This is a genomic window from Sphingomonas faeni, from assembly GCF_040407495.1.
Classification (GTDB): domain Bacteria; phylum Pseudomonadota; class Alphaproteobacteria; order Sphingomonadales; family Sphingomonadaceae; genus Sphingomonas; species Sphingomonas faeni_D.
This window is the reverse complement of the sequence record NZ_JAPZPP010000002.1, coordinates 31,226-55,319: the sequence shown is the minus strand read 5'-3', so window position 1 is coordinate 55,319 and position 24,094 is coordinate 31,226. Positions and strand designations below refer to the sequence as shown.

32 protein-coding genes, 1 tRNA gene and 1 pseudogene are annotated in these 24,094 nt (G+C 62.2%); 12 read left to right on the top strand and 22 right to left on the bottom strand.

The features are described 5' to 3' along the window. From O6W96_RS05005 to O6W96_RS04965, 9 genes are all read right to left on the bottom strand, one after another. Nucleotides 1–465 carry a hypothetical protein gene (locus O6W96_RS05005; protein WP_353468572.1) on the bottom strand — a complete coding sequence of 155 codons (465 nt, stop codon included), beginning with the start codon at nt 463–465 and terminating at the stop codon, nt 1–3. Continuing rightward, nucleotides 462–986: a glycoside hydrolase family protein gene (locus O6W96_RS05000; protein WP_353468571.1), complete on the bottom strand. Its 525-nt coding sequence runs from the start codon at nt 984–986 to the stop codon at nt 462–464. The genes O6W96_RS05005 and O6W96_RS05000 overlap by 4 nt, the downstream gene beginning before the upstream one ends. Then, entirely contained in the window at nt 983–1,309 is a 327-nt protein-coding gene (locus O6W96_RS04995; RefSeq protein WP_353468570.1) for a hypothetical protein, read from the bottom strand. Before O6W96_RS04995 ends, O6W96_RS05000 begins: the two co-directional genes overlap by 4 nt. Nucleotides 1,310–1,340: 31 nt before the next feature. Further along, entirely contained in the window at nt 1,341–1,568 is a 228-nt protein-coding gene (locus O6W96_RS04990; RefSeq protein WP_056063734.1) for a tail protein X, read from the bottom strand. Continuing rightward, a complete protein-coding gene (locus O6W96_RS04985) occupies nt 1,565–2,056 on the bottom strand; it encodes a head completion/stabilization protein (protein ID WP_353468569.1) in 492 nt (163 codons plus the stop codon). The genes O6W96_RS04990 and O6W96_RS04985 overlap by 4 nt, the downstream gene beginning before the upstream one ends. Next, nucleotides 2,053–2,274, bottom strand: coding sequence for a hypothetical protein (locus tag O6W96_RS04980; protein ID WP_353468568.1), 222 nt, complete (start codon nt 2,272–2,274; stop codon nt 2,053–2,055). The genes O6W96_RS04985 and O6W96_RS04980 overlap by 4 nt, the downstream gene beginning before the upstream one ends. A gap of 110 nt (nt 2,275–2,384) precedes the next feature. Continuing rightward, nucleotides 2,385–3,209 (bottom strand): phage terminase small subunit, encoded by an 825-nt coding sequence (gene gpM, locus O6W96_RS04975; RefSeq protein ID WP_353468567.1) that lies wholly within the window; start codon nt 3,207–3,209, stop codon nt 2,385–2,387. 87 nt (nt 3,210–3,296) lie between these two features. Beyond that, entirely contained in the window at nt 3,297–4,364 is a 1,068-nt protein-coding gene (locus O6W96_RS04970; protein ID WP_353468566.1) for a phage major capsid protein, P2 family, read from the bottom strand. A gap of 48 nt (nt 4,365–4,412) precedes the next feature. Continuing rightward, complete coding sequence (locus tag O6W96_RS04965) at nt 4,413–5,240, bottom strand: GPO family capsid scaffolding protein (RefSeq protein ID WP_353468565.1); 828 nt, start codon at nt 5,238–5,240, stop codon at nt 4,413–4,415. A 168-nt stretch (nt 5,241–5,408) separates the two neighbouring features. On the opposite strand from O6W96_RS04965, the gene O6W96_RS04960 reads away from it, so the two are divergent. The 5 genes from O6W96_RS04960 to O6W96_RS04940 all read left to right on the top strand — a co-directional run bounded on the left by O6W96_RS04960 (nt 5,409) and on the right by O6W96_RS04940 (nt 9,882). Next, the gene (locus O6W96_RS04960; RefSeq protein WP_353468564.1) at nt 5,409–7,211 is read left to right on the top strand and encodes a terminase large subunit domain-containing protein; all 1,803 of its coding nucleotides are present in this window, start codon (nt 5,409–5,411) and stop codon (nt 7,209–7,211) included. After that, the gene (locus tag O6W96_RS04955; RefSeq protein ID WP_353468563.1) at nt 7,211–8,257 is read left to right on the top strand and encodes a phage portal protein; all 1,047 of its coding nucleotides are present in this window, start codon (nt 7,211–7,213) and stop codon (nt 8,255–8,257) included. Before O6W96_RS04960 ends, O6W96_RS04955 begins: the two co-directional genes overlap by 1 nt. A 147-nt stretch (nt 8,258–8,404) precedes the next feature. Beyond that, on the top strand, nt 8,405–9,211 hold the full coding sequence (locus O6W96_RS04950) for a DNA adenine methylase (RefSeq protein ID WP_353468562.1): 807 nt from the start codon (nt 8,405–8,407) through the stop codon (nt 9,209–9,211). Nucleotides 9,212–9,299: 88 nt separating this feature from the next. After that, a complete protein-coding gene (locus tag O6W96_RS04945) occupies nt 9,300–9,491 on the top strand; it encodes a hypothetical protein (protein WP_353468561.1) in 192 nt (63 codons plus the stop codon). Nucleotides 9,492–9,573: 82 nt separating this feature from the next. Then, entirely contained in the window at nt 9,574–9,882 is a 309-nt protein-coding gene (locus tag O6W96_RS04940) for a hypothetical protein (RefSeq protein ID WP_353468560.1), read from the top strand. 43 nt (nt 9,883–9,925) lie between these two features. On the opposite strand, the gene O6W96_RS04935 is transcribed toward O6W96_RS04940, so the two are convergent. Next, nucleotides 9,926–10,192: a hypothetical protein gene (locus O6W96_RS04935; RefSeq protein WP_353468559.1), complete on the bottom strand. Its 267-nt coding sequence runs from the start codon at nt 10,190–10,192 to the stop codon at nt 9,926–9,928. A gap of 134 nt (nt 10,193–10,326) precedes the next feature. On the opposite strand from O6W96_RS04935, the gene O6W96_RS04930 reads away from it, so the two are divergent. Further along, nucleotides 10,327–10,659 carry a hypothetical protein gene (locus tag O6W96_RS04930; RefSeq protein WP_353468558.1) on the top strand — a complete coding sequence of 111 codons (333 nt, stop codon included), beginning with the start codon at nt 10,327–10,329 and terminating at the stop codon, nt 10,657–10,659. A gap of 491 nt (nt 10,660–11,150) precedes the next feature. Here O6W96_RS04930 and O6W96_RS04925 read toward each other — a convergent pair whose 3' ends face one another. Together O6W96_RS04925 and O6W96_RS04920 are read right to left on the bottom strand one after the other, a co-directional pair. Further along, nucleotides 11,151–11,342 carry a hypothetical protein gene (locus O6W96_RS04925; protein ID WP_353468557.1) on the bottom strand — a complete coding sequence of 64 codons (192 nt, stop codon included), beginning with the start codon at nt 11,340–11,342 and terminating at the stop codon, nt 11,151–11,153. Between the two features lie 79 nt (nt 11,343–11,421). Continuing rightward, nucleotides 11,422–11,631, bottom strand: a complete 210-nt coding sequence (locus O6W96_RS04920; protein WP_353468556.1) for a hypothetical protein — start codon at nt 11,629–11,631, stop codon at nt 11,422–11,424. 211 nt (nt 11,632–11,842) lie between these two features. Here O6W96_RS04920 and O6W96_RS04915 point away from each other — a divergent pair, with 211 nt between their 5' ends. Next, the gene (locus O6W96_RS04915) at nt 11,843–12,160 is read left to right on the top strand and encodes a hypothetical protein (RefSeq protein ID WP_353468555.1); all 318 of its coding nucleotides are present in this window, start codon (nt 11,843–11,845) and stop codon (nt 12,158–12,160) included. Nucleotides 12,161–12,249: 89 nt separating this feature from the next. Continuing rightward, a complete protein-coding gene (locus O6W96_RS04910; RefSeq protein ID WP_353468554.1) occupies nt 12,250–12,594 on the top strand; it encodes a hypothetical protein in 345 nt (114 codons plus the stop codon). A gap of 92 nt (nt 12,595–12,686) precedes the next feature. On the opposite strand, the gene O6W96_RS04905 is transcribed toward O6W96_RS04910, so the two are convergent. From O6W96_RS04905 to O6W96_RS04875, 7 genes are all read right to left on the bottom strand, one after another. Beyond that, a complete protein-coding gene (locus tag O6W96_RS04905; protein WP_353468553.1) occupies nt 12,687–12,923 on the bottom strand; it encodes a hypothetical protein in 237 nt (78 codons plus the stop codon). Nucleotides 12,924–13,273: 350 nt separating this feature from the next. Next, nucleotides 13,274–13,465: a DUF6771 family protein gene (locus O6W96_RS04900; RefSeq protein ID WP_353468552.1), complete on the bottom strand. Its 192-nt coding sequence runs from the start codon at nt 13,463–13,465 to the stop codon at nt 13,274–13,276. Further along, entirely contained in the window at nt 13,465–13,686 is a 222-nt protein-coding gene (locus tag O6W96_RS04895) for a hypothetical protein (RefSeq protein ID WP_353468551.1), read from the bottom strand. The genes O6W96_RS04900 and O6W96_RS04895 overlap by 1 nt, the downstream gene beginning before the upstream one ends. Nucleotides 13,687–14,125: 439 nt before the next feature. Continuing rightward, a complete protein-coding gene (locus tag O6W96_RS04890) occupies nt 14,126–15,133 on the bottom strand; it encodes a hypothetical protein (protein ID WP_353468550.1) in 1,008 nt (335 codons plus the stop codon). Nucleotides 15,134–15,478: 345 nt separating this feature from the next. Further along, nucleotides 15,479–16,192, bottom strand: coding sequence for a replication protein A (locus O6W96_RS04885; protein ID WP_353468549.1), 714 nt, complete (start codon nt 16,190–16,192; stop codon nt 15,479–15,481). Nucleotides 16,193–16,211: 19 nt separating this feature from the next. Then, nucleotides 16,212–17,477: a tyrosine-type recombinase/integrase gene (locus O6W96_RS04880; RefSeq protein ID WP_353468548.1), complete on the bottom strand. Its 1,266-nt coding sequence runs from the start codon at nt 17,475–17,477 to the stop codon at nt 16,212–16,214. Between the two features lie 159 nt (nt 17,478–17,636). Next, nucleotides 17,637–17,726: transfer RNA gene (locus O6W96_RS04875), tRNA-Ser, on the bottom strand. 143 nt (nt 17,727–17,869) lie between these two features. On the opposite strand from O6W96_RS04875, the gene O6W96_RS04870 reads away from it, so the two are divergent. After that, entirely contained in the window at nt 17,870–18,133 is a 264-nt protein-coding gene (locus O6W96_RS04870; protein ID WP_353468547.1) for a hypothetical protein, read from the top strand. 4 nt (nt 18,134–18,137) lie between these two features. Here the strand turns inward: O6W96_RS04870 and O6W96_RS04865 are convergent, their stop codons facing one another. Next, nucleotides 18,138–18,290 carry a hypothetical protein gene (locus O6W96_RS04865; RefSeq protein WP_353468546.1) on the bottom strand — a complete coding sequence of 51 codons (153 nt, stop codon included), beginning with the start codon at nt 18,288–18,290 and terminating at the stop codon, nt 18,138–18,140. Nucleotides 18,291–18,474: 184 nt separating this feature from the next. Between O6W96_RS04865 and O6W96_RS04860 the strand changes: the two genes are divergently transcribed. Genes O6W96_RS04860 through O6W96_RS04850 form a run of 3 tightly spaced genes read left to right on the top strand, consistent with a single transcriptional unit; the run spans nt 18,475 to nt 20,901 of the window. After that, entirely contained in the window at nt 18,475–19,578 is a 1,104-nt protein-coding gene (locus O6W96_RS04860; RefSeq protein ID WP_353468545.1) for an acyl-CoA dehydrogenase family protein, read from the top strand. Then, nucleotides 19,569–20,321 carry a PIG-L deacetylase family protein gene (locus O6W96_RS04855; protein WP_353468544.1) on the top strand — a complete coding sequence of 251 codons (753 nt, stop codon included), beginning with the start codon at nt 19,569–19,571 and terminating at the stop codon, nt 20,319–20,321. The genes O6W96_RS04860 and O6W96_RS04855 overlap by 10 nt, the downstream gene beginning before the upstream one ends. After that, nucleotides 20,311–20,901 carry an SAM-dependent methyltransferase gene (locus O6W96_RS04850; protein ID WP_353468543.1) on the top strand — a complete coding sequence of 197 codons (591 nt, stop codon included), beginning with the start codon at nt 20,311–20,313 and terminating at the stop codon, nt 20,899–20,901. Before O6W96_RS04855 ends, O6W96_RS04850 begins: the two co-directional genes overlap by 11 nt. Nucleotides 20,902–21,411: 510 nt before the next feature. Here O6W96_RS04850 and O6W96_RS19685 read toward each other — a convergent pair. Together O6W96_RS19685 and O6W96_RS04840 are read right to left on the bottom strand one after the other, a co-directional pair. Beyond that, nucleotides 21,412–21,777, bottom strand: a pseudogene (locus O6W96_RS19685) (glycosyltransferase); the annotation flags it as partial. Nucleotides 21,778–21,824: 47 nt separating this feature from the next. After that, complete coding sequence (locus O6W96_RS04840) at nt 21,825–23,969, bottom strand: catalase (RefSeq protein ID WP_353468542.1); 2,145 nt, start codon at nt 23,967–23,969, stop codon at nt 21,825–21,827. Nucleotides 23,970–24,094 lie beyond the last annotated feature (125 nt).

The window sequence follows — 24,094 nt, the reverse complement described above, 5'->3', positions numbered from 1 at the left end:
TCAGCGTGCCGCGCGCAGGCCGGCAACGCCATTAACAGCGCGAAACCACTCGCGATCGACAAGGTTCGTCCGTTCAGCATTCGCATCTGCCATCTCCATTCGTTGTGCGGCCGAGCTTGCTGCCTCGGCAGCGGCGCGCGCGGCGCGGGTGTCGTCGTTCTGTCGGGCGTCGTGATCGGCCATCGCCTGCGCGAGCGTCGCAGCGGTGAGCTGCGCGCTGTCGGTCTTGAACTTCACGAGGTTGGCGACCGTGGCGGCGCAGGCATCGCCGCGGGCCAGCTTGCCGACCGCCGCGAACCCGGTGCCGGATCCCGCGCAGATCATCTGTGCGGTATGCTGGAGGTCGTCGCGATCGGCGCGCGCCTGGCGGGCCTCGACGTATTGCCAGGCGCCAACCGCGCCGACGATGACGAGGACGACGAACGCCCAGTCACCGAACAGCTTGGCAAAAAATCTCTTGATCATTTTGGCTCCTTTCCGGTGAGCATCATTGCTTCGAGGCGCTCGGCCCTCGCGCCGACCTGGTCGTGCCATTTCGAAGCCTTCATGCCGGCGACCGCACCGGTCCAATCGCCGCGCTGGATCTTCGGCAGGGTGCCGTAGAAACCGAGCAGCCCGGCACCGGTGATCTTGCGCTTGGCGTCAGGCGCGCGGCCGATGCCCATGTTGAAGCACATATTCAGCAGCACGCGCTGGCGCACGCCGTCGAGCTTGCGCCACCAGGGCAGCTTGGCGTCGAGGTCGCGCTCGCTACGGCCGATGTCGTTGGCGAACAGCGCATCGGATTGCGCCTGGTTGATGCCGCGGGCGATGCAGCTCGCCACGGTGATACCGAGCAGGCGGGTCTCCTCGGCCGAGATCCCGACATCGTCGAGGTTGCGGCCCTTGCCGATCGAGCGCTTGCCCGCGGTGCAACGATACCATTTCAGCTTGTCGCCTTCGTCGCGGCCGATCTCGGCCGCCAGGCGTACGCGATCATAAGTCACAGGCCATCCTTTCGGGGGAAGAAGCGGTCGAAGAAGGCGGCTGGAATGTCCGTCACGCGTTCGCTCAAACCGGCGATGAATTTGGGGGTCGCCTTGAAAGCGATCATGCCGACGACGAAACCGACCGCCTGGATGACAAACGGGTCGGGTTGGCCCCATGGCCACAGCACGCGGATGACGCCGGTGGCGAAGTAGCTGACGACGATACCGACGCTCATCTGCAGAAAGCGACGCGACCAGGTCAGCCCGGTTTCGTAAGCCAAGCTGACAGCGGCACCGAGGGCCGCGGGCGTCAGCCCGAACAGGAAGGCGAGCAGCGACACGCCGAATTCGTGGAGTAGATCCTTCATACGGTCAGTCCCACAGGTTGAGGACATCGGTGCGAACGGCGGTTGCCGGCGCGGCGATGGCGGGGAGGTTAATTGGCTGACCCTTCGGCAGGATCGAGCCGAGGCCGGCGACGCCGGGGTTGGCTGCAAGCACGGCGGGCAGATCGGCCGGCCCGAGGTTGCGTTCGCGCCAGATCAGCGCGTCGAGCGTGTCGCCGTCGCGCGCACGAACAATGTCGAGCGACGAGGTCATATCAACTCGACCGTGGTGCGCGTGACGCCCAGCATGTCGCGGATCGCATGGATTGAATCGCGGCGCAGCTCCGTGACGCTCGGTTCGAGATCCTCGGCCTTGCGCTGCCCGGCGCTGGTTAGATCCACGTCGCGATAGCGCTCGACGACTTCCGCCTTCGCGGCCGTGAAGACGGCGCGCTGGTAGAGCAGGACAAGCGTGTTGATGCCGTCGATCGTCGAAATAGACCCATCCGATAGCCGCACGTCGTCAAGCTTCCGGGTGCCCGCTGCGCGGTGGCTCAATGCCCAGGCGGCGAGATCGCGATAGACCGCCAGCATCGCCGCGATCAGCGCCTCGCGGGCGCGATCTGGCGTCACCGCGTCGCGGATCCGATGCTGCTTGCGAAATACCGCGGGATCGATGTCGGGAAAGAACCCGTCGTTGACGATCAGCGCGGGTGCGGGCGTGTCCTCGTCGGGTAGAACGGTTGCGATCAGGCCGGTCACAGCGACACACTGGCGACGATGTCGAGCGCCTTACCCCCCAACAGCACACCAAGCGTTATCGCGCACCAGGCGAAGCGGCGCGGCTCAAGCTCGATTGGTCGATCGCCCTTACGTGCGATGATCATGAGGATGCCACCAACCAGCGTGATCGCGACGGCTGCGACCAACGCGACGACGCCAACGAAGGCGATCAGGGTGCTGGCGAGAAAGCCGGGCATGTTCGGTCCTTGAAGTTCACGGGGGTGGGGATCAGGTCGATCGACGGCCCTGCGGCCCGGAGGCCTCCCGTCTCGCGTGATCCGTCCCCGAGCGCCGGGGGCGAGCTTGGTCAGCCAGCGGTGTCGCCGGCCTGTGTTTCGTTGCTGGCGTTCGCATCTGCGGGGACGCCGGAAGCCGGGTTCGCGTCGGCGTTCTTGAGGGCTGCGGCCTTCGCTTTTTCGAGGCCGCGCAGCATCGTCTTCACGCCGACACGTTCGTTCTTATCCTGTGCGCGGGTCAGCACGGCGACGGCGCGCTCGATCGTCGGCACGATCGCGTCGCCGGTCGCCTCGCCGGCTGCACGCACCAGCTCGGCACCGATCGCCTTGAACAGCTTGGCCTTGGGTTCGTCGTGCATGTCGATGCCGTCCGTCAGCAACTCGACGGCCTCCAGCACGTACAATGGGAATGCTTCGCTTCGGGCCTGTGCCCGCAACGCCGCGTCCGCGATCTCTTCCAGAACCAGTGTCGCGGCGTCGCGTACGAAGTGCTTCGGCATGGGGATCGAAAAGCGAAGGACGAAACTCGCCAGCATGAGGCCGCGCGTCCAGTCGCCAATGTCCAGGCACCAAACCATTATGCTCGGCAGGACATCGTCGGCGCCGGTCGGCTCCAGTTGCCGACCATCGACCCGGCGACCGGCGTCCAGCAGCCCGTCACACCAAGCCTGATATTCCGGAAGCATCTGACGCTTGGCGGCGACCTTCATCTCTTTCGATTTGATCTGTTTTAGGCGCTGGCGATCGTGACGAAAGCGAAGGGCCACGGTCGCGGCAGCGCGAGCGGCCGGCGTGTTGCCAGTGGGCACGGGGAGTTGGTCCGCCGCGGCCGATGGTACGACCGCGGCGGTGCGGGTGTGCCCGCCCCCGGATGCAGGAGCAGACGCCGCTTTCATGGCTAGGATTTGTTCCTGGCGTCGAGCGAAGCTCATGGCGTGTCCTGTGGGGGCGGGAACGGGGGGGAGGGGTTAGATGCCCGGCCGTCAGGCTGGCTTCTTGCCCATGACGATGTTCTCGATCAGCGCGGCCTTGCCCATGTCTTCGACGACGTAGGCGTGGTTGACGCTCTCGTAGTTCTCGATCTGGTCGCGCTTGGCGTTGTCCTCGATCTTGCGCCGCTCGGTGCCGATCTGTTCGTAGACCGACAGGTTGGCGAGCGTGGTGATAAGGATGGCACTCTTGGGGAACTTGGGCACGCGGACTGCGGTCAGACCGCCGATCTTCTTATCGGACAGCAGGACGTCGCGCGCGAGCTGCTCGGTCGCCTTGTCGCCGGACGCGTTGACGATCGAGAAATACTTGTCGTTCACCAGCTCGCGGCCGACGATCGCGACCAGGTCGGTGTCCTCGCGGTAATTCTCGTGCAGAAGCTCGATGCCGGCGAACACCAGCGCGTCGATGTTGACGTAGTCGACCTCTTCGCCGACCTCGCCGGCACCGACGTAGATCGCGCCTGGCACCGTTACGACGCCGTTCACGCGGGTTTCCTGCTTCAGGTCACCACCGGCAGCATGCCGCTCCGGCGCGTCTTCGCGGATGTGCTGGAGCCAGCCCTTGTTCACGTCCTGGAGCAGAGGGAACGCGACCGGGTCGGTATCCTTGGCGACCTTCACGCCGTTAAAACCGATCGTGATGATGTCGGTCGCCTTCGCGCTGATGATCGCATCGCGCAGGAGGGTCTGGAAGTTTGGTTGGTGCGCCCACGCGTCGAGCGTCTCGTACCGAACGAGCGTGTCGAAATCGGTCTTCTCGCAACGGTAGCGCGTCTCGTCGAGATCGCCGGGATAGCGCGGCTCGCGGTCTTTCACGCGGGTATCGGTGCGGCTTGCGATCGTGCCCTTGACGCCGACGCCGACCTTGTCGCCTTCCTGCGCGACGACCGGGATGATGTTGATCTTCGACAGGAAGTCGCTCGAACCCTTCAGCTTGGCACGAAGCGTCTGCGCTACCGATGGCAGCACCTCGAACGAGCGGCTGGGATCGGCGACGTTGTTCAGCTTGCCGATCTGCTGGGTGTAGGCGTCGTACTTGTTGCGGGTGATGTTGAGCATTGGGGCGCTTCCTATGAGGTCTGTGCGGTCGAGGCGGGGGGCTGACGATCAGCAGTCGGTGACGGCGTCATCCCCGCCGCCCGACGCGGGCGAGCGCGAGAAACCCTGCTGCTCGGTGTTTTCGAGCTTCGTTTGCAGGGTTGCGAAGTCCCGCTGTTGGGCGGTCTGCGTCGCGATGATCGGCTTGAGCGCCGCGGTCAGAGCGCCACTGAAGGCGGCCTGCATGTCGGTCGCGAACCCGGCCGCGTCGAAGTTATCGTTGGCCGGCTTCGGCTTCGGCTCATCCTTCGGCTTCTCGGGCTCGGTCGGCTTGAACTTGGCGACGACGGCCGAAAACAGGCGATCGACGATGCTCTCGACCTTTTCATCCTCGGCCTTCTTGGCCTCAAATTCGATCGTGACGGCGTCGGTCGCGGAGGCAAATACGGTGCCGGGCGCGCGGTTCGAGAATTGCAGGCGCTGCGTACCGATCGACGCCGGGGTATCGGTGAACGCCAGGCCGATGATGCCGAATTTGCCGCTTCCGGCATAGCTGGGCGTCAGCTCCACCGATGGGAACGGCTTCTGATCGGCCTTCGCAAGCGCCACGAGCTGGTCGTTGCCGTCGACGACGGCGTACATCGCACGGCGCTTCTCAACCTTGCCGGCGATCGTGAAATCGTCGGTCTTGGCTTCCAGCTCGACGACGTCGCCATAGCCATTGAACGGGGGTTCGGGGCTGTAGCCCGAGACATGCTCGATGTTGATACGCGGGCTGTAGGTGGCTGGCGCGAAGGTCGCGACGCACTCGTCGATCATCTCGGCCGAGACCTCGCGGCCATCGCTGATGGTTTCACCTTCGACGAAGATGCGGAACGGCTTGCTCTTGGTGCCCATGGCGGCTGGTCCTCGGTTCGGTCGGTTGCGGCGCGCCAAGCGCCCGTTAGCGAGGTCGAACAGGGACCGAATACCGTGCCTTCCTCAAGCGCACGCTCTTGTAGAATTGCTTTCTACAAGAGCCGTGGGGGGCGGCAGGCGTATCGGCGTGGCTAGGCTGGCAGTGCCATGTCGATCCTTGCCGACCCTCTCACCCTGCCCGTCGAAGAACGGATCCGCGCGGCGCGCAGCCTGTACTGGCGCGGGTGGAGTCTGGCGCAGGTCAGCTCCGAACTGGGCGTCAAATACGACACCGTGAAGAGCTGGGCGCGCCGGCATAACTGGGACGATGCGCCGTCGATCCGAAAGCTGGAGGACTGCCTTGAGACGCGCCTGATGGTGCTCATCTGCAAGGATATGAAAACCGGCGCGGACTATACCGAGTTGGACGCGCTACGCCGCCAGGTCGAGAGCTTGGCCAAGGTGCGACGCTATGAAGCGCCGGGCGGTCATTCCGGCGATCTGAACGATCGGGTCGCGAACCGCAACGCGGGCGAAAAGAAGAAAGCGAAGAAGAACCACTTCACCGCTGACCAAGCGGCTGAGTTGAAGGCGATCTTCCTCGATCAGTTGTACGGGTATCAAGAGGCGTGGTTCGAGGCGCTATCGTTCCGCACCCGCATGATACTGAAGTCGAGACAGATCGGCGCGACCTACTATTTCGCATTCGAGGCGCTGATTGACGCGATCGAGACGGGCCGCAATCAAATATTCTTGTCAGCGTCGAAGGCGCAGGCGCACCAGTTCCGCAGTTACATCGTCAGCTTTGCCAAGCTGGTCGGCGTCAGCCTTGCCGGCGATCCGATGAACATCACGTCGGACCTACGCCCGGCGGAAGAGGCTGCAGCCGAGCTACACTTCCTCGGTACTAATTTCCGTACCGCGCAGGGCCGTCACGGCAACTTCTACTTCGACGAATTCTTTTGGGTTCATAGTTTCGAAGAGTTGAACAAGGTCGCGTCGGGTATGGCGACGCACAAGAAGTGGCGTAAAACCTACTTCTCGACGCCGTCGACGATCGCGCATGCTGCCTATCCGTACTGGACGGGCGAGCGGCGCAATCGGCGACGCGCCAAAGCCGAGCGCGTCGAGATCGATGTCAGCCACGCGGCGCTGAAGGACGGCGCACAGGGGCCGGATCGCATCTGGCGGCATATCGTCACGATCACCGATGCCGAGGCGGCCGGGTGCGACCTGTTCGACATCGACGAGCTGCGCGACGAATATGCGCCAGACGAGTTCGCCAACCTGTTCGACTGCGACTTCGTCGACGACAGCCTGTCCGCGTTCCGGTTCAACGACCTGATCAAGTGCGGCTGCGACTCCATGGAGGACTGGACCGACTTCAACCCGGAGGCCGCACGCCCGTACGGCGAGCGCCCGGTTTGGGCCGGCTACGATCCGCAGAACAGCGAGAACGGCGATAATGCGTCGCTGTCGATCATGGCACCGCCGCTCGTCCAGGGCGGCGCTTTCCGCCTGCTCGAACGCCACCCGCTGCGCGGTCTCGACTTCGAACAGCAGGCCACCTTCGTGAAGGGTATGCTGTCGCGGTACAACTGCACGTTCCTCGGCATCGACGCGTCGGGCGTCGGCGCCGGCGTCTATCAGCTGCTTGCCAAACCCGATGCCGGGATCAAGGGCGTCACCAAGATCGAATATTCGCTCGAGGTGAAGGCGATGATGATCATGAAGGCGCAGAACGTGATCTCGCGCGGGCGCATGACGTTCGATGCGAGCTGGCTCGATGTCGTTTCATCCTTCGTCTCGATCAAGAAAACGCTGACCACCAGCGGCCGGAACGTCACGTTCAAGGCCGGCCGGGGCGGCGATGACGGCCATGCGGATCTCGCCTGGTCGATCATGCACGTCCTCAACAACGAACCGCTCGACGGCCGCGAAGCGCCTAAGTCGACTATGGAGATCCTATAATGGGCAAGGCACGCCGCATGGGCCGTCACGAGGCCGGCCGAGCCGGCGCGATCGTCACGACGCCGGAGAAGTCGACGTCGGTAGCGGCGTTTTCGTTTGGGGATCCCGAGCCGGTCAACAGCCGGCGCGAGATCCTCGATATGCTCGAATGCCCGCATAACGGTCGATGGTTCGAACCGCCGATCAGCGTCGATGGCCTGGCCCGATCGTTTCGCGCCAGCCCGCATCACAGTTCGGCCATCCTCCTGAAGCGCAATTTGCTGGTGCGATCGTTCGTGCCAACGCCGTGGCTGTCCCGCGGCGCGTTCGAAAAGCTGGTGTTCGATTATTTGGTGTTCGGGTTCGGCTTCGTCGAGCAGCGCCGAAGCGTCCTTGGTGGACTGATGCGCCTCGATCACTCCCTGGCTAAATTCACGCGCCGCGGGATCGAAGAGGGCCGGTATTTCTTCGTGGAAAACCTAGCGAGCGAATTCGAGTTTCGGCCTGGCAGCGTCATCCAGATCATGCAGCCCGACATCAACCAAGAGATTTATGGCGTGCCCGAGTATATCTCTGCGTTACAATCCGCCTTGCTCAATGAAGCCGCTACCCTGTTTCGCCGTAAATACTATCTGAACGGGAGTCATGCAGGTTTCATCTTGCATGCGACCGGTGAATTCTCGGATGGCGACGTGAATGCGATCCGCGACGCGCTGAAGCGGTCGAAGGGGCCGGGCAACTTCCGAAACCTGTTCGTCCACCAGCCTGGCGGCAAGGATGGCGGGATCAAGATCCTGCCGATCGCCCAGGTCGGCGCGAACGACGAGTTCATGGGCATCAAGAACGCGACGCGCGACGACGTACTAGCGGCGCACCGTACGCCACCCGTGCTGCTGGGTATCGTGCCGGCGCAGGGCTCGACGCTCGGCAAGCCCAACGAGGCGGTAGATATGTTTTTCGAGCTGGAAATCGAACCGATTCAGGCGCGCTTGTTGGACATCAACGAGGCCGTGGGCGTCGAAGCGGTCGCGTTCGCGCCGCGCAACGCACCGGCACCAGCCGGCTAAGCTTTCACGTCCGGCATAGCCGGGCGGGGGATGTCGGGGTGGAGCCCGGCAAACCGACGAGGATCACTCTCGCCACGACCATCGGCCACCGGCCGTCCCGCACCCCACGATTCGCGGGGTGCGGCACTTATGACGCGAGAACGTAAAGTGAACACTCTAAATCTCATTCGGCCCGTCGCACCCGCGGCGGGATATATTGGCGGCAAGCGTAATCTGGCATCGCGCCTGGTCGCGATGATCGAGCGCGTCGACCATGACGGCTATGCCGAGCCCTTCGTCGGGATGGGGGGCGTCTTCCTGCGCCGCCGATCGCGGCCGAAGGTCGAGGTCATCAACGACGTGTCGGGCGACGTCGCGACGTTCTTTCGCGTGCTGCAACGCCACTACCCTTACATGATCGACATGCTGCGGTTCCGCATCGCCAGCCGGGCAGAGTTCGAACGGCTGAAGGCGCAGCGCCCCGAAACGCTGACCGATCTCGAACGCGCAGCGCGGTTCCTTTACCTGCAAAAGCTGGCATTCGGCGGGAAGGTCGCCGGCCGAGGATTTGGCGTCGATAAGAGCCAGGGCGCGCGCTTCAACGTCACCAAGCTGGAGCCGCTACTCGCTGACATTCACGAACGCCTTGCCGGCGTTACGATTGAGCAGCTGGGGTATGGCGAGTTCATCCGTCGGTACGATCGCGCCGGCATGCTGTTCTACCTCGATCCGCCGTATTGGGGTTGCGAGAAGGACTATGGCCAGGACGTGTTCGGCCGCGGCGACTTCGACCAACTCGCGGCGCAGCTCGCCGGCATCAAGGGCAAATTCCTGCTGTCGATCAACGACACGCTCGGCGTGCGCGCGACGTTCGCCGGGTTCCACATGGTCGAGGCCGACACGACGTACACAGTCGGCGCTGGGGCGGCTGTGAGGGCCGCTGAGCTTATTATCTCGAACTTCGACCCACGATGAGGGCCTAGGGCGGCGGGAGCGCCGCCCTAGCTAGTTTCGCCCAATTCCGGACATTGCCGACCATAAGTGGAAGAGTTAAACCTGAGGTATGTGGACCCTTCTCCTGTTGAGCGTTGCGGCGCTGGTTGCGGCGATCTACTGCATAACGAAGGCTGTCATAGACCTGCGTGCGGGCAGGTATGTGTCGGGGAGCATCGGGCTGAGAAGCGCAGTAGTGTTTCTAATGACGCCGATTCAGACGCACGCGGTGAAGGTTGATCTGCCCGTCGCCGGATCATAATTGCTAACGCCCAAACGCGGACGCTCATAATCTGCCCTGCCGTCCAATTGCGGACATTCGGAAACCAGCTAAGCTATTCTCCATGCCAGCCGCCCGCCCTCAGGCCCCGCCCATTGCACCCGTTCCTCTCACCGGGGCAGAAGCGATTTTCATCAGCGAAACGATCCGGCAATTCGTCGGGGAAGACGTCGTTCTGCGCAATTACAGTTTAGACCCTGAACGTATTGCCATCCACGTGGAAACTGACCGGGACGTCGGCATGGAAAAGTATGACTGCCTTGGTGTGTTAATGACGCGTATAGATCGTCCGATAGGCATCGAGGTGACGCGGCGCGGAACGCGAGTTCGCGGCAATGCCAAGCATGCCTATCGGCGGGGCGTCATATTTTAGTTCTCCGCTTTAACCAACGCCCACGCCAAACCGGCCCGTCCGGCTACGCCCAATTGCGGGCATTCGACAGGTCGGTCACAATGCGCGAATGACGGTCGCCCGAGCCTTCCTTATTGAAGCCCTGCAACGGGTCGCTGATGGCGGGGACGTAGCCGAATCCGAGCTCGACACCGCGGTACCCGATCCATTCGCCCTCGATCGAGCGGAGAAGATCGCGTGGGAAGAATTGAGCCATTGGGCTGACGACGACGACATTCGTGAACGGGATGAGCGCTACACCGCTTCCAAGCGCGAGCGCATGTGCGACCACGTCGCTGCTCTCCGATAGAATGGCCGCTAACGCCCACTTGCAGACATTAGCGTCGGCTGTAGGCTGTAGTCATGTGGCAGGTCATAGCAGCGGTTCTAGCGTCGGCATCCCCTCCGGTTAGCCAAGGTCTAACCGTGAATGAGACCGCATTCGGCCCCCGGCAGCAACTCATCTGTGAATGGTTCACTAACTTCGAGAACAGCAGGTTTGAGCAGTGCCGTATTCTAAAAAAACCCGACCCTCTCATGGAGGACGGAGCATCCATCGAATGCTTAGGGCAGACCTGTAAGGAACTGGACGCTGCTGCTCGAAAGGCAGTTCAGTGGAAGAAGCTCGAACCGGTTTGGGGAACGTTCACGGTCGAGATTTTGGGTCGGGTAAGCGCTGCCCGCCATGAGAAAAGGTATCTGGGCGATGCGACCCGCACCGTGCTTATCGAAAAACTGGTGAGCGTCCGCAAGCGCTAAGGCCACCGCGTTACGTCCGCTTTCCTTCCCAAACCGGCGATTCCGCTAACGCCCAATAGCGGACGTTACTAAAGGCAGTCACCGCGTACGCAGGCGGCAGCAATTTCGCCAAATATGTACAGCGGTATCATCATCGCCGGTAGGCTGGCGACTGCCCACCACCACCTGCGTTGAATCAGCGCGATAGCGATCGTCACTACCCAGGATAAGAGCCCAAGCGGCAGCAGTACCATAAGCGGCGACCAAAGTAGGTCTAAGGAGGCAAGCGCCCCAGCAAGGAAAGCGATCGAGGAAGCAACGCAGCTTGGACCTGACCATCGCCAATGCCCCATCGTCGTCTCACCACCTCGATCGGTCATGCGTCAGAAGATAGCTGCAGTTTTACGGTCTTGATAGCCAATGTCCGCTTTCCTTCCCAAACCGGCCGTTCCGCTATCGCCCACACCCGGACGTTCAGTGTAACGATCCAAGCGCCATATAACGTCCGTTCATTAAGCGCGATCGTTGCGCTCCTTTGCCAGTTGCTGGCCCATCGCGCGTGATGCGCCGTCGAGCAGCCTGTCTGAGGTTTCGGCTGCAGCTTCGGGGGTAAAGCTTACGACCACGCCACCGGGTCCGGTCACGCAGACACAGCCGTCTTCTGCTTCTACCTGCGAAGGCTCGTTGTGAACGACGCTGTCCAAGGGTTGCTCCACTCCGGTTACACGGCATCGTTGAACGATCGCCGCTAACCTAAGTTGCCACCTTTCGCGCTGATCTTCCTCAAGTCTCGAAAACCTTAGGAGGGGAAGCGTCGTTTCGGGCGGCGCGGGACGTCTCAATCGCTGCTTGCAACTGCTTCTTGAGCGCCCCGCTGCTCAGATGTGATTGGACAGAGTCAAAACCTTCTTTGTTTAATTGCGCGCGAATCGCGGTGATTGTCCGCGCATTGCCGCCTCGCGCGATTTCAAACGCTCTTTCGACTGTCGTCATGATTTGCTGCCCCCAAATCCCTGTAACTCACGTAACAATGCGCAGGTACATAGGCACGAGAAATCGCCCTTGAAACAAAACCGGCACCGTCGCGCAACGTCGGTTGTTGCCACCCGCCCGCCCAAAAGCGGACTGCCCGCTTTCCTTCCCATTCCCGCCATTCCGCTATCGCCCAGTTGCGGACATTCGCACTGACGGTCATGATCGCTCGATGAGCCGCGCCTCCTTAATGAAGACCGCCACGCCGCAGCTTATTGCCGAGGTCCGCATGTATGAGACGGCGTCAGGCGGTCGAACAGGCCCCGCTTATTCCGGGTGGAGATGCCCTTGCATGGTTTCCCAAGAAACACCGCTGATCGGATTTGATGCCCTTCCACTTATTGGTGGTGAGCCTTTGCTGCCGGGCGAAACACGGTCGCTTGGCTTCGTCTTCCTCTTACCCGAAGAAGCTGTTCCGGCCATACGAATGGCTGGTCGGTTCTTCCTTTGGGAAGGTCGGTTCGTGGCCGAAGCAATCGTCCGGAGCTAACGACCGCTTTCCTGCCCGTTCCGGCCATTCCGCCTACGCCCAGATGTTGCCGCCCGGAAGTCTGGACCTGATGCTTGATAGCCGCCATCATGCAGTCGATGATTAAGGTCAGAGCCCCGTTACAGATTAAGGCTGATTCACAAGGCGGCTGGGAACTCGTCTTTTGGGTGTTGGACAGCTTCAACTATACGACGCCATTCCGTGCCATGCTTGTAGAGATCGCAGAGGCTTTAGCACAACACCCGCTCCGCTCCGTCTCGCTTCCTAACTATATCGTGGACGAGGATTTCGTCGAGGGAACCCTGCTATTCGACGGGTCGTCCCTGCGGATATATTACGAGCATGCTCTTAGCTATTTGACCTTAGCAAACGACGATCGCGGGTTGCTGACGATGGTGGCTCAGCGTGTGCAGCCACGGATCGCCCTCATATAGGCAGTGGCAGCTTCCGGCTTCTCGCGCCCGAAAGCAGCCCGTCCGCTATCCTTCCCATACCGGCCACGCAAGCCCGCGACGTCCTGATCAGTTCAGCCGCCGGCGGCCAACCATTTGGTTTCGGCATCCTCCAGCGCTTCCCAGTCATCTCCACTGGCGCGGTTCGCCTGTAGCCATTTTCGCGCCGCGTCGACGTCGCCGGATCTCGGAAACGCGCGGTCGATCGCCGCGGCGTTGGCGAGTTGCCCAACGAAGCCACCGGCATCGCGCTGGGTTAGCAGCCAGGCGCCAAACGCCAGGGCCGGCGCGTCTTCGTGGTCATCAGTCATCGATATTCTCCATTGATTGCGTCGCATGGTTCGACCCGATGCTTGTCGTCGGTCTAACCTCGCAGCCTTCGCTCGAACCGCTTCCAGTGCCGTTCGTCCCGACCGTAGAGTGGGAAGGATGGCGGCAGCGGCGTAGGAACGATCCTGTTCGGCCGGCCTCCACATTTCGAACAGCGCAGGTATCGCGGCAGGTTCTCGATCGCGCTGTTCACCCGCTTGAGAAAGCACCAGCGGGCGAGCACGTCTCGGTGCACGACCCCTTTACGACCGCAATGGCCGCAGACAGCACCGACATTCGCGTCATGTTTGGCAAAGTCGCCGAGCGTCCTGAAACGCGCGTTGCCCATAGGTCACCAAGGCAAGGGGATCTGTGTCGCTTCGGCGTTCATCGGCTGGAATAGACCGCCGTACACATGCTGCGCGACTTCGAGTTGGGCAGCCGCACGCAGGCTCTTCCCCGGCGCAGCGAGGCCGATCAGCGCCCAGGCGGGGGCGTCCTCGATCAGCGACGCGATCCGCTCCGCGGTGATCATGCCACCCATCAGAGGTAGTCGGTTGAGTAGGTCGCGTATGGCGACAGGCCGCGACGAGCGAACTCCGCCTCGATCGGCGCGAGCAGCGTCTGCGGACCATCCTCCATCGCTTGGAAGTAGATCGTCTGCATTTCGCATGGGCGGATGTCGGGCAGGATTTCAGCGATCAGGTTGTGCGTCTGGCTGAAGGGCTGTGCGGCGCGGCGCATCGACTCGGGTGCGTGTTCCATGCCGACGGTATAGCGGAACAGACAGGGAACGCCAAGCGCGGGGCCGGTCGGGTCGATGCAACAAAATTACGCGAAAGAAAATTACAAAATTGACGAGGCTGGGCCCGCCGCCCCCTGAACCTGCGACCCCGAGAAACACGCTATTCCCCCCGCCTCGCCCGCGGTCTTTCCGTATCTGAAAAGGTGCAATGTCGAAGCTTCGATAAGTCGGCGTAGATCCTTGGCTTTGCCTAGTTTCAAACCGACGTCGAACCGGTGCAATCCGGTGCAGCGTCGAGCGCCTTTGCATGCTTTCAGCAAAAGGGTTTTAACGCTCTCCATGACGCGCCAAAACCGAGCTGTGGCATGCCGAGATGGGGGCCTCGAATTGCTACGCTAGCGTGTGCGTCACGGTGTCACGGCGCTTCAGTGAAAGGGGCAGAAGAATGAGCCGTACGGGTCACGAAGCAATGGCCGCTGTTCGAGGCTTATCAAAAGACGCTATGAGATTTTTCAAGGGTTCGTCGGATTTGATCATCTTTAGCACAATCAAGCTTTGCTTGCAGTAGCCAAGCACTACCTTGTCTGTAGAGAGAGCCATTTTAAGGGTTTCAAGGGCAGATTTTTTATCGTCTCGGTAGTATAAATGTATAAACTGATTAAACAGTACGATGCTGCGTGACCGCTTATCATTTGCCCATAAATGAGCAATTCCGATAAGCTTGTGGGAATCTTCAGATGGTCCTTGGGCCGACTTTATGGCCGCAAGATTTGACAATACCAATGGTCCTGTTTGTCCATTGCGGATTGCATGATGTATAACATCAGACGCAAGGTCAAAAAGTCCGGCATGCATCAAGAGAAACGCGGAATTATTAAAGTCATTTTTTCGGAAAGGGTCAATTTTCGTAACAAGGAACCTAGACGCAAATCGGGAAGCGATTACTGATATTGCAAATGTGGCGAACATAACGAACAATTTCAGCCGGGAACTGAAAGCGGTTTTATCTTTACCATCGCTGTCGTCTCTTGTCCCAACCCCTCCGTTTGAGCGTATCAAAACCTCAGGTGTGGACGACAGTCCCTTATAGACGAGAGAATATCTTGCCCTGTCAGTAGGCAAGAAGTTCGGGATCGTGACTGCAATTCCCGCGCCTCGCCTGGAAGACTTCAAGTCACGTGGAATGGGCCGGGCATATTGTGATTGGTTCTGAAACAAACTGGCAGACGATTTTTGGTTGATATTAATCGTCACGTCTTCGGCTTTAACAGATCCACGGTTGCTGACGTTGATAGCGTAGAAGGTCAGGCGGTTATCGCCAGTTCCAAATCCTCCTGCCTGCGTTATGGAGTAGGTTAAACCCTCCTTGCTTACAGGGGTTCTAGTAAAAACCCAGACAAGAACGCCCGAGAGGACGGCGATAAATAGCGCAGTGATCGCATTAACTGTAACTTGCTTCCAATCCACTATCGCAGCCCCTCATCGTGCACGTGCGTGAGCGCAACGCTCCTACAGGCCTTGCCCTCTCATAAGCTGGTTCCGACCATTGACGCTAGCGACATCGTTCGCATTTGAACTGGTATTAAGCTGCTCCGGCAAGGTAATTTTCCTCTCAAATTGGTTCACGCTGCAACGAGCGTGCCGACGGTGGACTTGATGCCCCAGAATTCGCGCATCCTCCCTAGGATGCACGGGACGGCGCAAGCCGGCACGCTCACCAGCGGTCGCTGGATGTTGAACCCGTTGGGTTCGGGGCCTCGGGGGCTTGGTGGAGCAGCAAATCTGCGCACGCCAACGGCGTTCCTGTCATATTTAACCTTGAAGGGTCGGGTTCTGACCACCCGGTGAATTCGCGTTACAGAGGTCTACGCGACGGCCTAGCGAAGCGAGAGCTTTCGCGAGAGGGGACTCGTCGCCGGCACGGAATGCCGCCAAGTCCTCGGCCGAGATCGTCGCCAGCATCGCTGCGGTTTCCTCTTCGTTGGCCTTCCTACGGGTCACCTCGTCGTCCGGCATTGGTCCTTTGCCCATCATGCGGCGGACCATATCGGCCGCTTCCTTCGGCAGGCCAAACCAATAGGCGTTTGTGACCTGCTTCACCTGGGGGCCGAAGGCGTCGGGGTCTTCGATCGGTTCGAACCGTCGGATCCAGTTGAGGAAGCCGTGATCCTTAAGACGCGCGAGCGCGCTGACGATCGCGCCCCGCGACCGGCGCAATCTATCTGCCAGCGTTGCAATGGCGGGCTCGAGCCTGCCCGTCTTGAAGTCGATCATCCGCATCAGCTCGCGCAGCACGTCGACGCCGATCGCGCCGAGCGGTCCGTTACGCTTGCCGGCAACCTTGTGCTTCCGATCATACGTCTCGGCAGCGCGCATGCGCGCATTGCGTTCCGCCTTGTTGAACGGCCGCCAGTACCGCTGCTCGCGCTCACCGGCGCGATAGCTGCTGCGGCGTACGGGTTGCCCGGTACGATGCCCCTTGGTGGCCTTGCCGCCGACGATCTTAAAAAGGGAGCGCGCGGTCATGCCGCTGCTCCCACGCCGGTCAGCGTCGAGGTATAATAAGTAGCGCTTCCGGGGGAACCAGATCCCGGATCAGCATGTCTGCCCATTCCTGCGCAAGCTCGCGCCGGCGTGGCATGTATGCAGCGCGGTTGTACGCGCCCTCGTTGCTCGAAATGCCAGTCGGTATGTGCGCCAGCATCAAGTCGATTATCGCCCGATCCCCGACCCGGTTCTGCTCGCCCGCCAGCTCGTTCATCACGGTGGAGAATGTCGAGCGCCAGCCATGCGGCACATGCACGCCGGCGAAACCGGCGTCCCGATAAGCTTTGCTCACGGTGCTGTCGCTGATCGGCTTGCGCGGATGTCGGATGCTCCGAAATATCAGCGGTGCATTGCCGGAAAAAGCCATGGCTACCTTGACCGTTGCCACCGCCTGTGAGGACAAGGGCACGAGAAATTCGTACGCAACGTCCTCCTTGCGCTCCAAAACCAGCTTCATCTTCGCGGCCGGTATTCGCCACAGCGGGGAAGGGCCGTCCAAATTCTCGAACTCGCTGGCTTGCGCCAGGCGCAGCACGCCAGATCGTACCGCCGTCAACGCCAGTAGTCGTGAGGCAAGCTTGGTCAGCGGATGCCCCGGCGTGCTTTCCACCGACCTCAACACGTCCGCCGCTGCTTCGGCCGTCCGTACCGCCGGAAACTTGCCCTTCGGCACGCGAGCCAATGCCTTCGCAGCGACCGCCGCCGGGTCGGCCGTCGCTATCCCGGCACCGATCGCCCGCGCGAAGATCTCCGATATGCGCTGTCGCACCCGGTGCGCGGTCTCGATTGCGCCCCGCTGTTCGATCGGACGAAGCACTTCGATCACCAGCGGTGTCGTGATCGCATCGATCGGCAGTTTGCCGATCTTCGGAAACACGTCCTTCTGCAGTGTGCTGAGAACGAGTGCTGAATGCCGCGTCGACCAGGTTGGTGCCTGGCTGGCGTGCCATTCCAGCGCGATGATCTCGAACGAGTTGCCCGCTCGGGCGATCTGCGCTGCTGCCTTCTGTCGCTTGTCCACTGCCGGGTCCGTGCCGCGGCGAAGTTCCCGCGAAGCTGCCTCGCGCAGGTCCCTGGCCTCTTGCAACGAAACGTCCGGGTAGGCACCGAACACGATGCGCTTTTCCTTCCCGCCGATTCGATACTTCCAGCGCCAGCTCTTGTAGCCGCTCGGCATCACGAACAGGTAGAGCCCGTGTGCATCGCCCAGCTTGTAAGGCCTCTCCGTAGCCTTCGCCTGACGACACGCCCGATCGGTCAGCATTCAGTGCCCCCATCTGGCCGGACCGGTGCCCCGAAAGTGCCCCCTGATTTGTTACGCTGCATTGGTGTTCAATGATGTCGTGTGAGACAAACCGCAACCCAAAACCCGAGGCAGTCTGCGGGGTTACGAGACCTTGTGAGACAACCTGAATGCATGGGTTGGCGGAAGAGGTGGGATTCGAACCCACGGATGAGTTACCCCATCGCTGGTTTTCAAGACCAGTTCCTTAAACCACTCGGACACTCTTCCGTACCGGCGCTCCGACGAGCCGGACGACGGCGTCTAAGCGGAGAGCGGCGCGATCGCAACCGTTGCGATTCCGCCGCCGACTGATGGTGCCGAATTGCCCCCGCCGATTGCGCGGGGGGCGGTCGGTCGGCTAGGTCGCCCGCATGGACCTAGACGCGATTTCGCATCATTTCTTCGGCACGACCAACATCGACACGCTCAGTCCCGAGGCGCTCGAAGCGGGACGCGACCGCGTGGCGCTCGCGTTTGGCACCGAGCGTGAGCCCGGCCGCCGGTTCGCGTTATGGGCAGTGTTGCGCGCGACCGGCGATGCGCCCGATCCGACGCATGCGTTCGAAGATCCGCGCGAACGGCGCGCGGCGCAGATGTATGCGTCCGCGATCGGCATGGCTGGCGCGGACGACTAGCCGTTCACGCTGCGCGACGGTCCAGCAGCGCGCGATCGATTCGCCGGATCAGGTCTGCGATCGGCGGCAGGTCATGATCTGCATCCATATTACCGTGGCGCGGCGACGCACACATCCGCTTGCCTACCAGTGCGAAGATATCCTGTTTCCGAGCCATCGATCCGATCCCTTCCGATCGCGCCACGATGCCGGCCAAGCGTTAACCAAAGGTTCGGGACGAATTTGGATCTGGTTAACCGTTGCCGGGGGCAAGACACGCAACGCTCGCAGCGTTCCGGCGTTCTAGCTGCACAGCGACCGTATCGGATGGTTCGCAGCGCGCGGGGATTGATCCACTGGCCATGACATCACCGGCTCGATCGCCGATCCATCCGAAGGACTGGACGACCTTGGAAGCCGTTCGCGCATTGGCCGCGGAATGGGATCGTGCAAACGGAGACGAACTGTTCCCCGCTGCACGCATTGCAGCGCTACACGAGGTGAGAGCGCTTGCCGGGTTCGTCGATGTTTCCACCCCCGAGCGGACCGACGCATTGGTCGATGTACTGCGTGCGATCGGCGGTGCCGATCTGAGCCTTGGCCGCGTGTTCGAGGGCCATGTGAACGCCGCGCAGCTGGTTTCGGTCTATGGCGACGACGCGCAGCGGCAGACGCTGGCCCGCGGTCTCGACGCAGGGCGAGTGAGCGGGGTCTGGAATACCGAGCCAACGCCGGGCCTATCGATCCGGCAGGACGGTAATAACCGCTGGCGGCTCGATGGGCGGAAGAGTTTCGCGACGGGGGCCGGGCACCTGGAACAGATTCTCGTGACGGCGCGCAATGAAACCGGTGGCAAGCAACTCGTCCTCGTCGCGATCGCCGGTGAGACCGCGCGTGCCGACAATAGCGGATGGCAGGTTCGCGGCATGCGGGGCACCGGCAGCGGCCTGTTCGATTTTTCCGACATGCCAATCGGTCCCGAGGGCATGATTGGAGCGCCGGACGTATACGAGACCGAACCAAAGTTCAGCGCGGGCGCGTGGCGGTTCACGGCCGTCCAGCTTGGCGCCATCGAAGCCTTGGTCCGGCATCTGCGCGATCATCTCGTCCAGACCGGGAAGGGTGCGGATCCGATCCAACGTGCGCGGTTTGCGGCATGCCTGACGGAGACGCGCAGCGCCGGACTATGGGTCCGTCGCGCCGCGCATCTCGCTGAAACGCAGGCTGCAGAGGCGATCCCGTTCGTGCTCATGACGCGCGGTGTGGTCGAGGAGGCGGGCTTGAAGACGATGGAGGCGGCGGCGCGCTCGGTCGGTACCGCCTCGTTCTTCGCGGCCAGCCGGATCGACCGGATCACGCGCGATCTGGGGCTCTACCTGCGCCAGCCGGTCCCGGACCAGGCGCGCGACCGGGCGGCGGCGGCGTGGCTGGAGGATGATTGCTGGGGCGACGATCGGTGGTGGTAGCACCGGGCGGCAAGGCCTGGAGCAATCTCACGCGGCGCGCACGGCGGATATCGGCCAGAACGGCGGCGGGGCAGGGGCCCTGGCTCGTGCTGGCGCCGCATCCCGATGACGAGACGCTCGGCTGCGGCGCGTTCATCGCCTCGGTAACGGCAGCCGGTGGCCGGGTTCATACCGCGTTCCTGACCGATGGCGCGGGATCGCATCCCGATGCGCCGGGCTGGAGCGGAAAGCGGATCGCGGGGCTGAGGCGCGCCGAGGCGCAGGCGGCGTTGAAGGCCCTGGGTGGCGAGCAGGACGCGCTCTACCTGGATTGGCCCGATGCATCGCCGGCTTCAAAGGGCGATCCGCTGTTCGTGCGCAGCGTCGATCGACTGGCCGCGTGGTGCAAAGCCCGCGGCGTTCGCCAAATTGCCGTGACATGGGCAGGCGAACCGCATTGCGACCACGAGGCCGCCGCCGCACTCGCCGAGGCGGTAGCGCGGCGCGCGCATTGCCGTCTTTGGCAGTATCTCGTCTGGGGCTGGACCGTCCCCGACCTGACCGAGCGCGTGCGCGGCGCCCGCATAGTGTCGATCGCTACCGCATCCGGTCGGCCAAGACAGCGCCGCGCAATGGCCTGCCACCGCAGCCAGCGCGGCGGGCGTATCGTCGGCGCGCGCGAGAATTTTCGGCTTCCCAATGCCATGGTGAGGCTGATGGACCGGCCGAACACCCTGTTGCTGGAGATCCCGCATGCGTCGTGAACACTCGATCGAGCCCGACTATTTCGAGGCACTCTACAAGGACAAGGGCGACCCCTGGGAGTTCGAGACGAGCCCGTACGAAGCGGCCAAGTATGACGAGACATTGGCAGCCTTGCCCAAGGACCGGTTCGAGAACGCGCTGGAGGTCGGTTGCGCGAACGGCGTCCTGACCGCGCGGCTCGGGCCCCGCTGCGATGCGTTGCTGGCGCTAGACGTGTCGGAAACCGCGGTGGCGGCGGCGCGAGTCCGGTGCGCCGATCAACCCAATATCCGTATCGAACGTCGGCGGCTTCCCGACGAGGCGCCTGCCGGCATTTTCGACCTGATCCTGCTGTCGGAAGTGGTTTATTACTGGGATAGCACCGACATCGTCCGGCTGGCCGCGTATGCCCGCTCGGCTATCGCGTCAGGCGGGTATGTGATGCTGGTCCACTGGATCGGCGAGACCGACTATCCCAAAAGCGGGGACGAGGCCGTTGCCGAACTGCACGCTGCGCTCGGTGACCGGGTTGCGGTCGTTCGCAGCGACCGGCACGAAGCGTACCGGCTCGACCTCTGGCGTCTGGAAGACGCGGGTTAAGCGGATCAGCGCCTGCGCCTCACGAATTGCAGCGGGTAGCGTCGCGAAGCTGAGTTGGTTGCCCGGGTTTGCGGAGGCTGGATCGAGCGCCGCCGTCACCGCATAAGTCTCATGCAGCGGCGCATCGACCGGCTGGTCGATCCACCGCGCGACCGCGTCCGCCATGCCACCGGGTGCTCGTCCCGAAATCCTGCAGGACGTGAAGACGCGGACGTCGAGCGGGTGCCTCACCTGTCCGCCATGTGCGCGTATTCTATCGAACAGCGCGCGGTCCTCGGCAACGGGCGGGGTAGGCGCGCCACCGATCCGGCGATACATTGCGTAGGTGACCGCGATACTCGCGCCGCCCTCATAGAAATGGCGAGGCCAGGGATCGTGGGCTTCAGTCTCGGCGCGAGCGCGGAGATAATCCAGCGCGGTGTAATAGCGGCCGAGTTGATCGAGCCGCCGCCGTGCCGCCACGCCAAGGCTCGCCCGATCGGAGCGAAGCGTCAACGCCCGACCGGCAATGGCATCGTTACCCGCATCGATATGCGCGACGATACGCACAATCCAATTCGCGGCGACGTTCGTGTCCGCGTCGGTCGACAGCAACAAATCCGTATGATGGGTCAGCAGGTCCGCGCCTGCATCTAGCGCAAGGCGCCGCGCCCAGCCGGCGTGCCGTGCCCCCGGAAGAAGCGAAACGGCCGACCATGCGAGAGTCGCATGCGTCGGCCGCCAGTTCGTTAGTATATCGATCGTGCCATCGGTGCAGTCGTTCGCCATCGCGACGATGACGACCTTGCCACCAAAGCACCCCGCCGCACGATCCAGCGCGTCGAGGCATCCGCCCAGATACTGGTCTTCGTTCTTGACCGGAATGGCGATCGCCACCGCACGCTGAGCGTACGGTGGCGACGACCTAGTCTGTCTCGAAGCGATCAAGCCGCCTCGGGGTCTTCGAAGGCAGGTGCGTCGAGGTCGACGTTCAGTTCGCGATCCCAGATCCGCAGCTTGCCGAGCGTCTTAAGGAACGTGTCAACGTCGCCCTTGCTGTCCAGCGCGATGACGCCGTCGTCCATGTCCTCGTCCTCGATGCCGGCCTTTTCCAGGAACGGCTTCGCGTCGGCGTTGAAGCCGATGAACTTGGCATGCCCGAACGCATCGCTGACGAAGTCCTTGGCGGTCTTATCCTTGCCGAGCTTCTTCGCGCCGTCCGCCGACACTACGATCGCGACGGCATCGTAGAGTACCGACGGCGCACCATCGATCTTCTGCTTGCCCTCGGCGAGCGTCCCGTCGTCGAGCGTTGCGCCGGCCACCTTCGGCGCGATTATCTCGTACGTGGCCTTCGCCGCAACGATCCCGTCGACCAGAGCCTGCACGATCGCTGCCGGAGCACCGTCGGTGACGAGGATGCCAAGCTTGCGACCCTCGAAGCTGCCGCTAGTGTTCTTCAGGATGCTTAGCGCGTCAGAAGCAGGCAGGTCCTTCCGCGGCTCGACCGCAGCCTTCACCGCCTTTGGCATCGTCTTCAGGCCAAGCCCGGTCGCGACCGTCTTCGCCAGCTTCTCGTCGATGTTGAGCAAATGCCCGACCATCAGCGCACGGATATCGACCCGCTCGACCTTCGACAGCTCGAACGTCAGCGCATCGCCGATATGCTTCTTCTCGATCTCGGTCTGGCTGATGAAGAACTGCCGCGCCTGGCTATAGTGATCAGCGAATGTCGCCGATCGCACTTGAGCCTTGCGCCCCGTCTCCTGCGACGAGAAATGCTTGTAGCCCTTGGTCGGGCTCTCACGGGGACCATCCCAGCTGTTCGGCTCATAGTTCACGCGACCCTTGGGGTTGCGCATCGCCATGTGACCGTCCTGCTGGTAGTTCTTCACCGGGATCTTCGGCGCATTGATCGGGATATGCGTGAAGTTCGGGCTACCGAGCCGCTTCAGCTGCGTATCGAGATACGAGAAGTTGCGGCCCTGCAGCAGCGGATCGTTGGTGAAGCCGATCCCCGGCACGACGTTCTGCGTGCAGAACGCGACCTGCTCGGTCTCGGCGAAGAAATTGTCGACGAGACGGTCGAGCTTGAAGCTGCCGATCATCCGTACCGGAATCTGCTCTTCCGGAATGATCTTGGTGGCATCGAGCACGTCGAACTCGAAATTGTCGGCGAACTCGTCGTCGAACAGCTGGACGCCCAGGTCCCACTCGGGGAAGTTGCCCTGGCTGATCGAGTCCCACAGGTCGCGACGATGGAAGTCGGGATCGGCGCCGTTGATCTTGACCGCCTCGTTCCACGCGACCGACTGCAGGCCGAGCTTCGGCTTGAAGTGGAACTTGACGTAGGTGCCTTTGCCCTCGGCGTTGATCAGCCGGAACGTGTGCACGCCGAAGCCCTCGACGAACCGGAAGCCGCGCGGGATCGTGCGATCGGACATGATCCACATGACCATGTGCATCGATTCCGGGGTCAGGCTGATGAAATCCCAGAAATTATCATGCGCGGTCTGTGCCTGCGGAAAGCCGCGGTCGGGCTCCTGCTTCGCGGCATGGATCAGGTCGGGGAACTTGATCGCATCCTGGATGAAGAACACCGGGATGTTGTTCCCGACAATGTCCCAGTTGCCTTCCTTGGTGTAGAACTTTGCCGAGAAGCCGCGCACGTCGCGCGCCAGATCGGCCGAGCCCTTATTGCCCGCGACCGTGGAGAAGCGGACGAACATCGGCGTCTGCTCACCGACTTCGGTCAGCACTCCAGCGCTGGTGAACTCTTCGAGACTTTCGTTCAGCGTGAACGTGCCATGCGCGCCGTACCCGCGCGCGTGGACGACGCGCTCGGGGATACGCTCGTGATCGAAGTGGAAGATCTTCTCGCGGAAGTGGAAATCCTCGAGCAGCGTCGGCCCGCGATCGCCGACCTTAAGCGAATTCTGGTCGTCGAACACCGGGATGCCCTGCTGGGTCGTCAACACGTCGCCGTCGCCGCTGGCGATCTGGTGGAGTTCGCCGCCTTCGCCGATCTGCGTCTCGAACTTGGCGCCCTGCGGGGGCGTGCCGGTATCCTTGGCGATGGTCTTGGTCATGTGGCGTCCTCGTAGCTTCTCAGGACCCACAGCGCGCGGGGCGGGCTAAGAGTTGCACCGAAAACGGCCACTTAACGCAGATCAGCAAGATTGCCGGGCGAGGGATAGAAGGCGGGCCGGAGCGC

Bases quoted from the DNA above. Each gene is read 5' to 3' on its own strand.
- O6W96_RS04965 (WP_353468565.1), bottom strand. From the start codon at position 5,240: ATGGGCACCAAGAGCAAGCCGTTCCGCATCTTCGTCGAAGGTGAAACC.
- O6W96_RS04920 (WP_353468556.1), bottom strand. From the start codon at position 11,631: ATGACGACAGTCGAAAGAGCGTTTGAAATCGCGCGAGGCGGCAATGCG.
- O6W96_RS04860 (WP_353468545.1), top strand. From the start codon at position 18,475: ATGACATCACCGGCTCGATCGCCGATCCATCCGAAGGACTGGACGACC.
- O6W96_RS04945 (WP_353468561.1), top strand. From the start codon at position 9,300: ATGTGGACCCTTCTCCTGTTGAGCGTTGCGGCGCTGGTTGCGGCGATC.
- O6W96_RS04850 (WP_353468543.1), top strand. From the start codon at position 20,311: ATGCGTCGTGAACACTCGATCGAGCCCGACTATTTCGAGGCACTCTAC.
- O6W96_RS04955 (WP_353468563.1), top strand. From the start codon at position 7,211: ATGGGCAAGGCACGCCGCATGGGCCGTCACGAGGCCGGCCGAGCCGGC.
- O6W96_RS04865 (WP_353468546.1), bottom strand. From the start codon at position 18,290: ATGGCTCGGAAACAGGATATCTTCGCACTGGTAGGCAAGCGGATGTGT.
- O6W96_RS04940 (WP_353468560.1), top strand. From the start codon at position 9,574: ATGCCAGCCGCCCGCCCTCAGGCCCCGCCCATTGCACCCGTTCCTCTC.
- O6W96_RS04870 (WP_353468547.1), top strand. From the start codon at position 17,870: ATGGACCTAGACGCGATTTCGCATCATTTCTTCGGCACGACCAACATC.
- O6W96_RS04970 (WP_353468566.1), bottom strand. From the start codon at position 4,364: ATGCTCAACATCACCCGCAACAAGTACGACGCCTACACCCAGCAGATC.
- O6W96_RS04910 (WP_353468554.1), top strand. From the start codon at position 12,250: ATGCAGTCGATGATTAAGGTCAGAGCCCCGTTACAGATTAAGGCTGAT.
- O6W96_RS04990 (WP_056063734.1), bottom strand. From the start codon at position 1,568: ATGACCTCGTCGCTCGACATTGTTCGTGCGCGCGACGGCGACACGCTC.
- O6W96_RS04900 (WP_353468552.1), bottom strand. From the start codon at position 13,465: ATGGGTGGCATGATCACCGCGGAGCGGATCGCGTCGCTGATCGAGGAC.
- O6W96_RS04915 (WP_353468555.1), top strand. From the start codon at position 11,843: ATGAGCCGCGCCTCCTTAATGAAGACCGCCACGCCGCAGCTTATTGCC.
- O6W96_RS04905 (WP_353468553.1), bottom strand. From the start codon at position 12,923: ATGACTGATGACCACGAAGACGCGCCGGCCCTGGCGTTTGGCGCCTGG.
- O6W96_RS04885 (WP_353468549.1), bottom strand. From the start codon at position 16,192: ATGACCGCGCGCTCCCTTTTTAAGATCGTCGGCGGCAAGGCCACCAAG.
- O6W96_RS05005 (WP_353468572.1), bottom strand. From the start codon at position 465: ATGATCAAGAGATTTTTTGCCAAGCTGTTCGGTGACTGGGCGTTCGTC.
- O6W96_RS04840 (WP_353468542.1), bottom strand. From the start codon at position 23,969: ATGACCAAGACCATCGCCAAGGATACCGGCACGCCCCCGCAGGGCGCC.
- gpM (WP_353468567.1), bottom strand. From the start codon at position 3,209: ATGAAAGCGGCGTCTGCTCCTGCATCCGGGGGCGGGCACACCCGCACC.
- O6W96_RS04960 (WP_353468564.1), top strand. From the start codon at position 5,409: ATGTCGATCCTTGCCGACCCTCTCACCCTGCCCGTCGAAGAACGGATC.
- O6W96_RS04895 (WP_353468551.1), bottom strand. From the start codon at position 13,686: ATGGAACACGCACCCGAGTCGATGCGCCGCGCCGCACAGCCCTTCAGC.
- O6W96_RS04880 (WP_353468548.1), bottom strand. From the start codon at position 17,477: ATGCTGACCGATCGGGCGTGTCGTCAGGCGAAGGCTACGGAGAGGCCT.
- O6W96_RS04980 (WP_353468568.1), bottom strand. From the start codon at position 2,274: ATGCCCGGCTTTCTCGCCAGCACCCTGATCGCCTTCGTTGGCGTCGTC.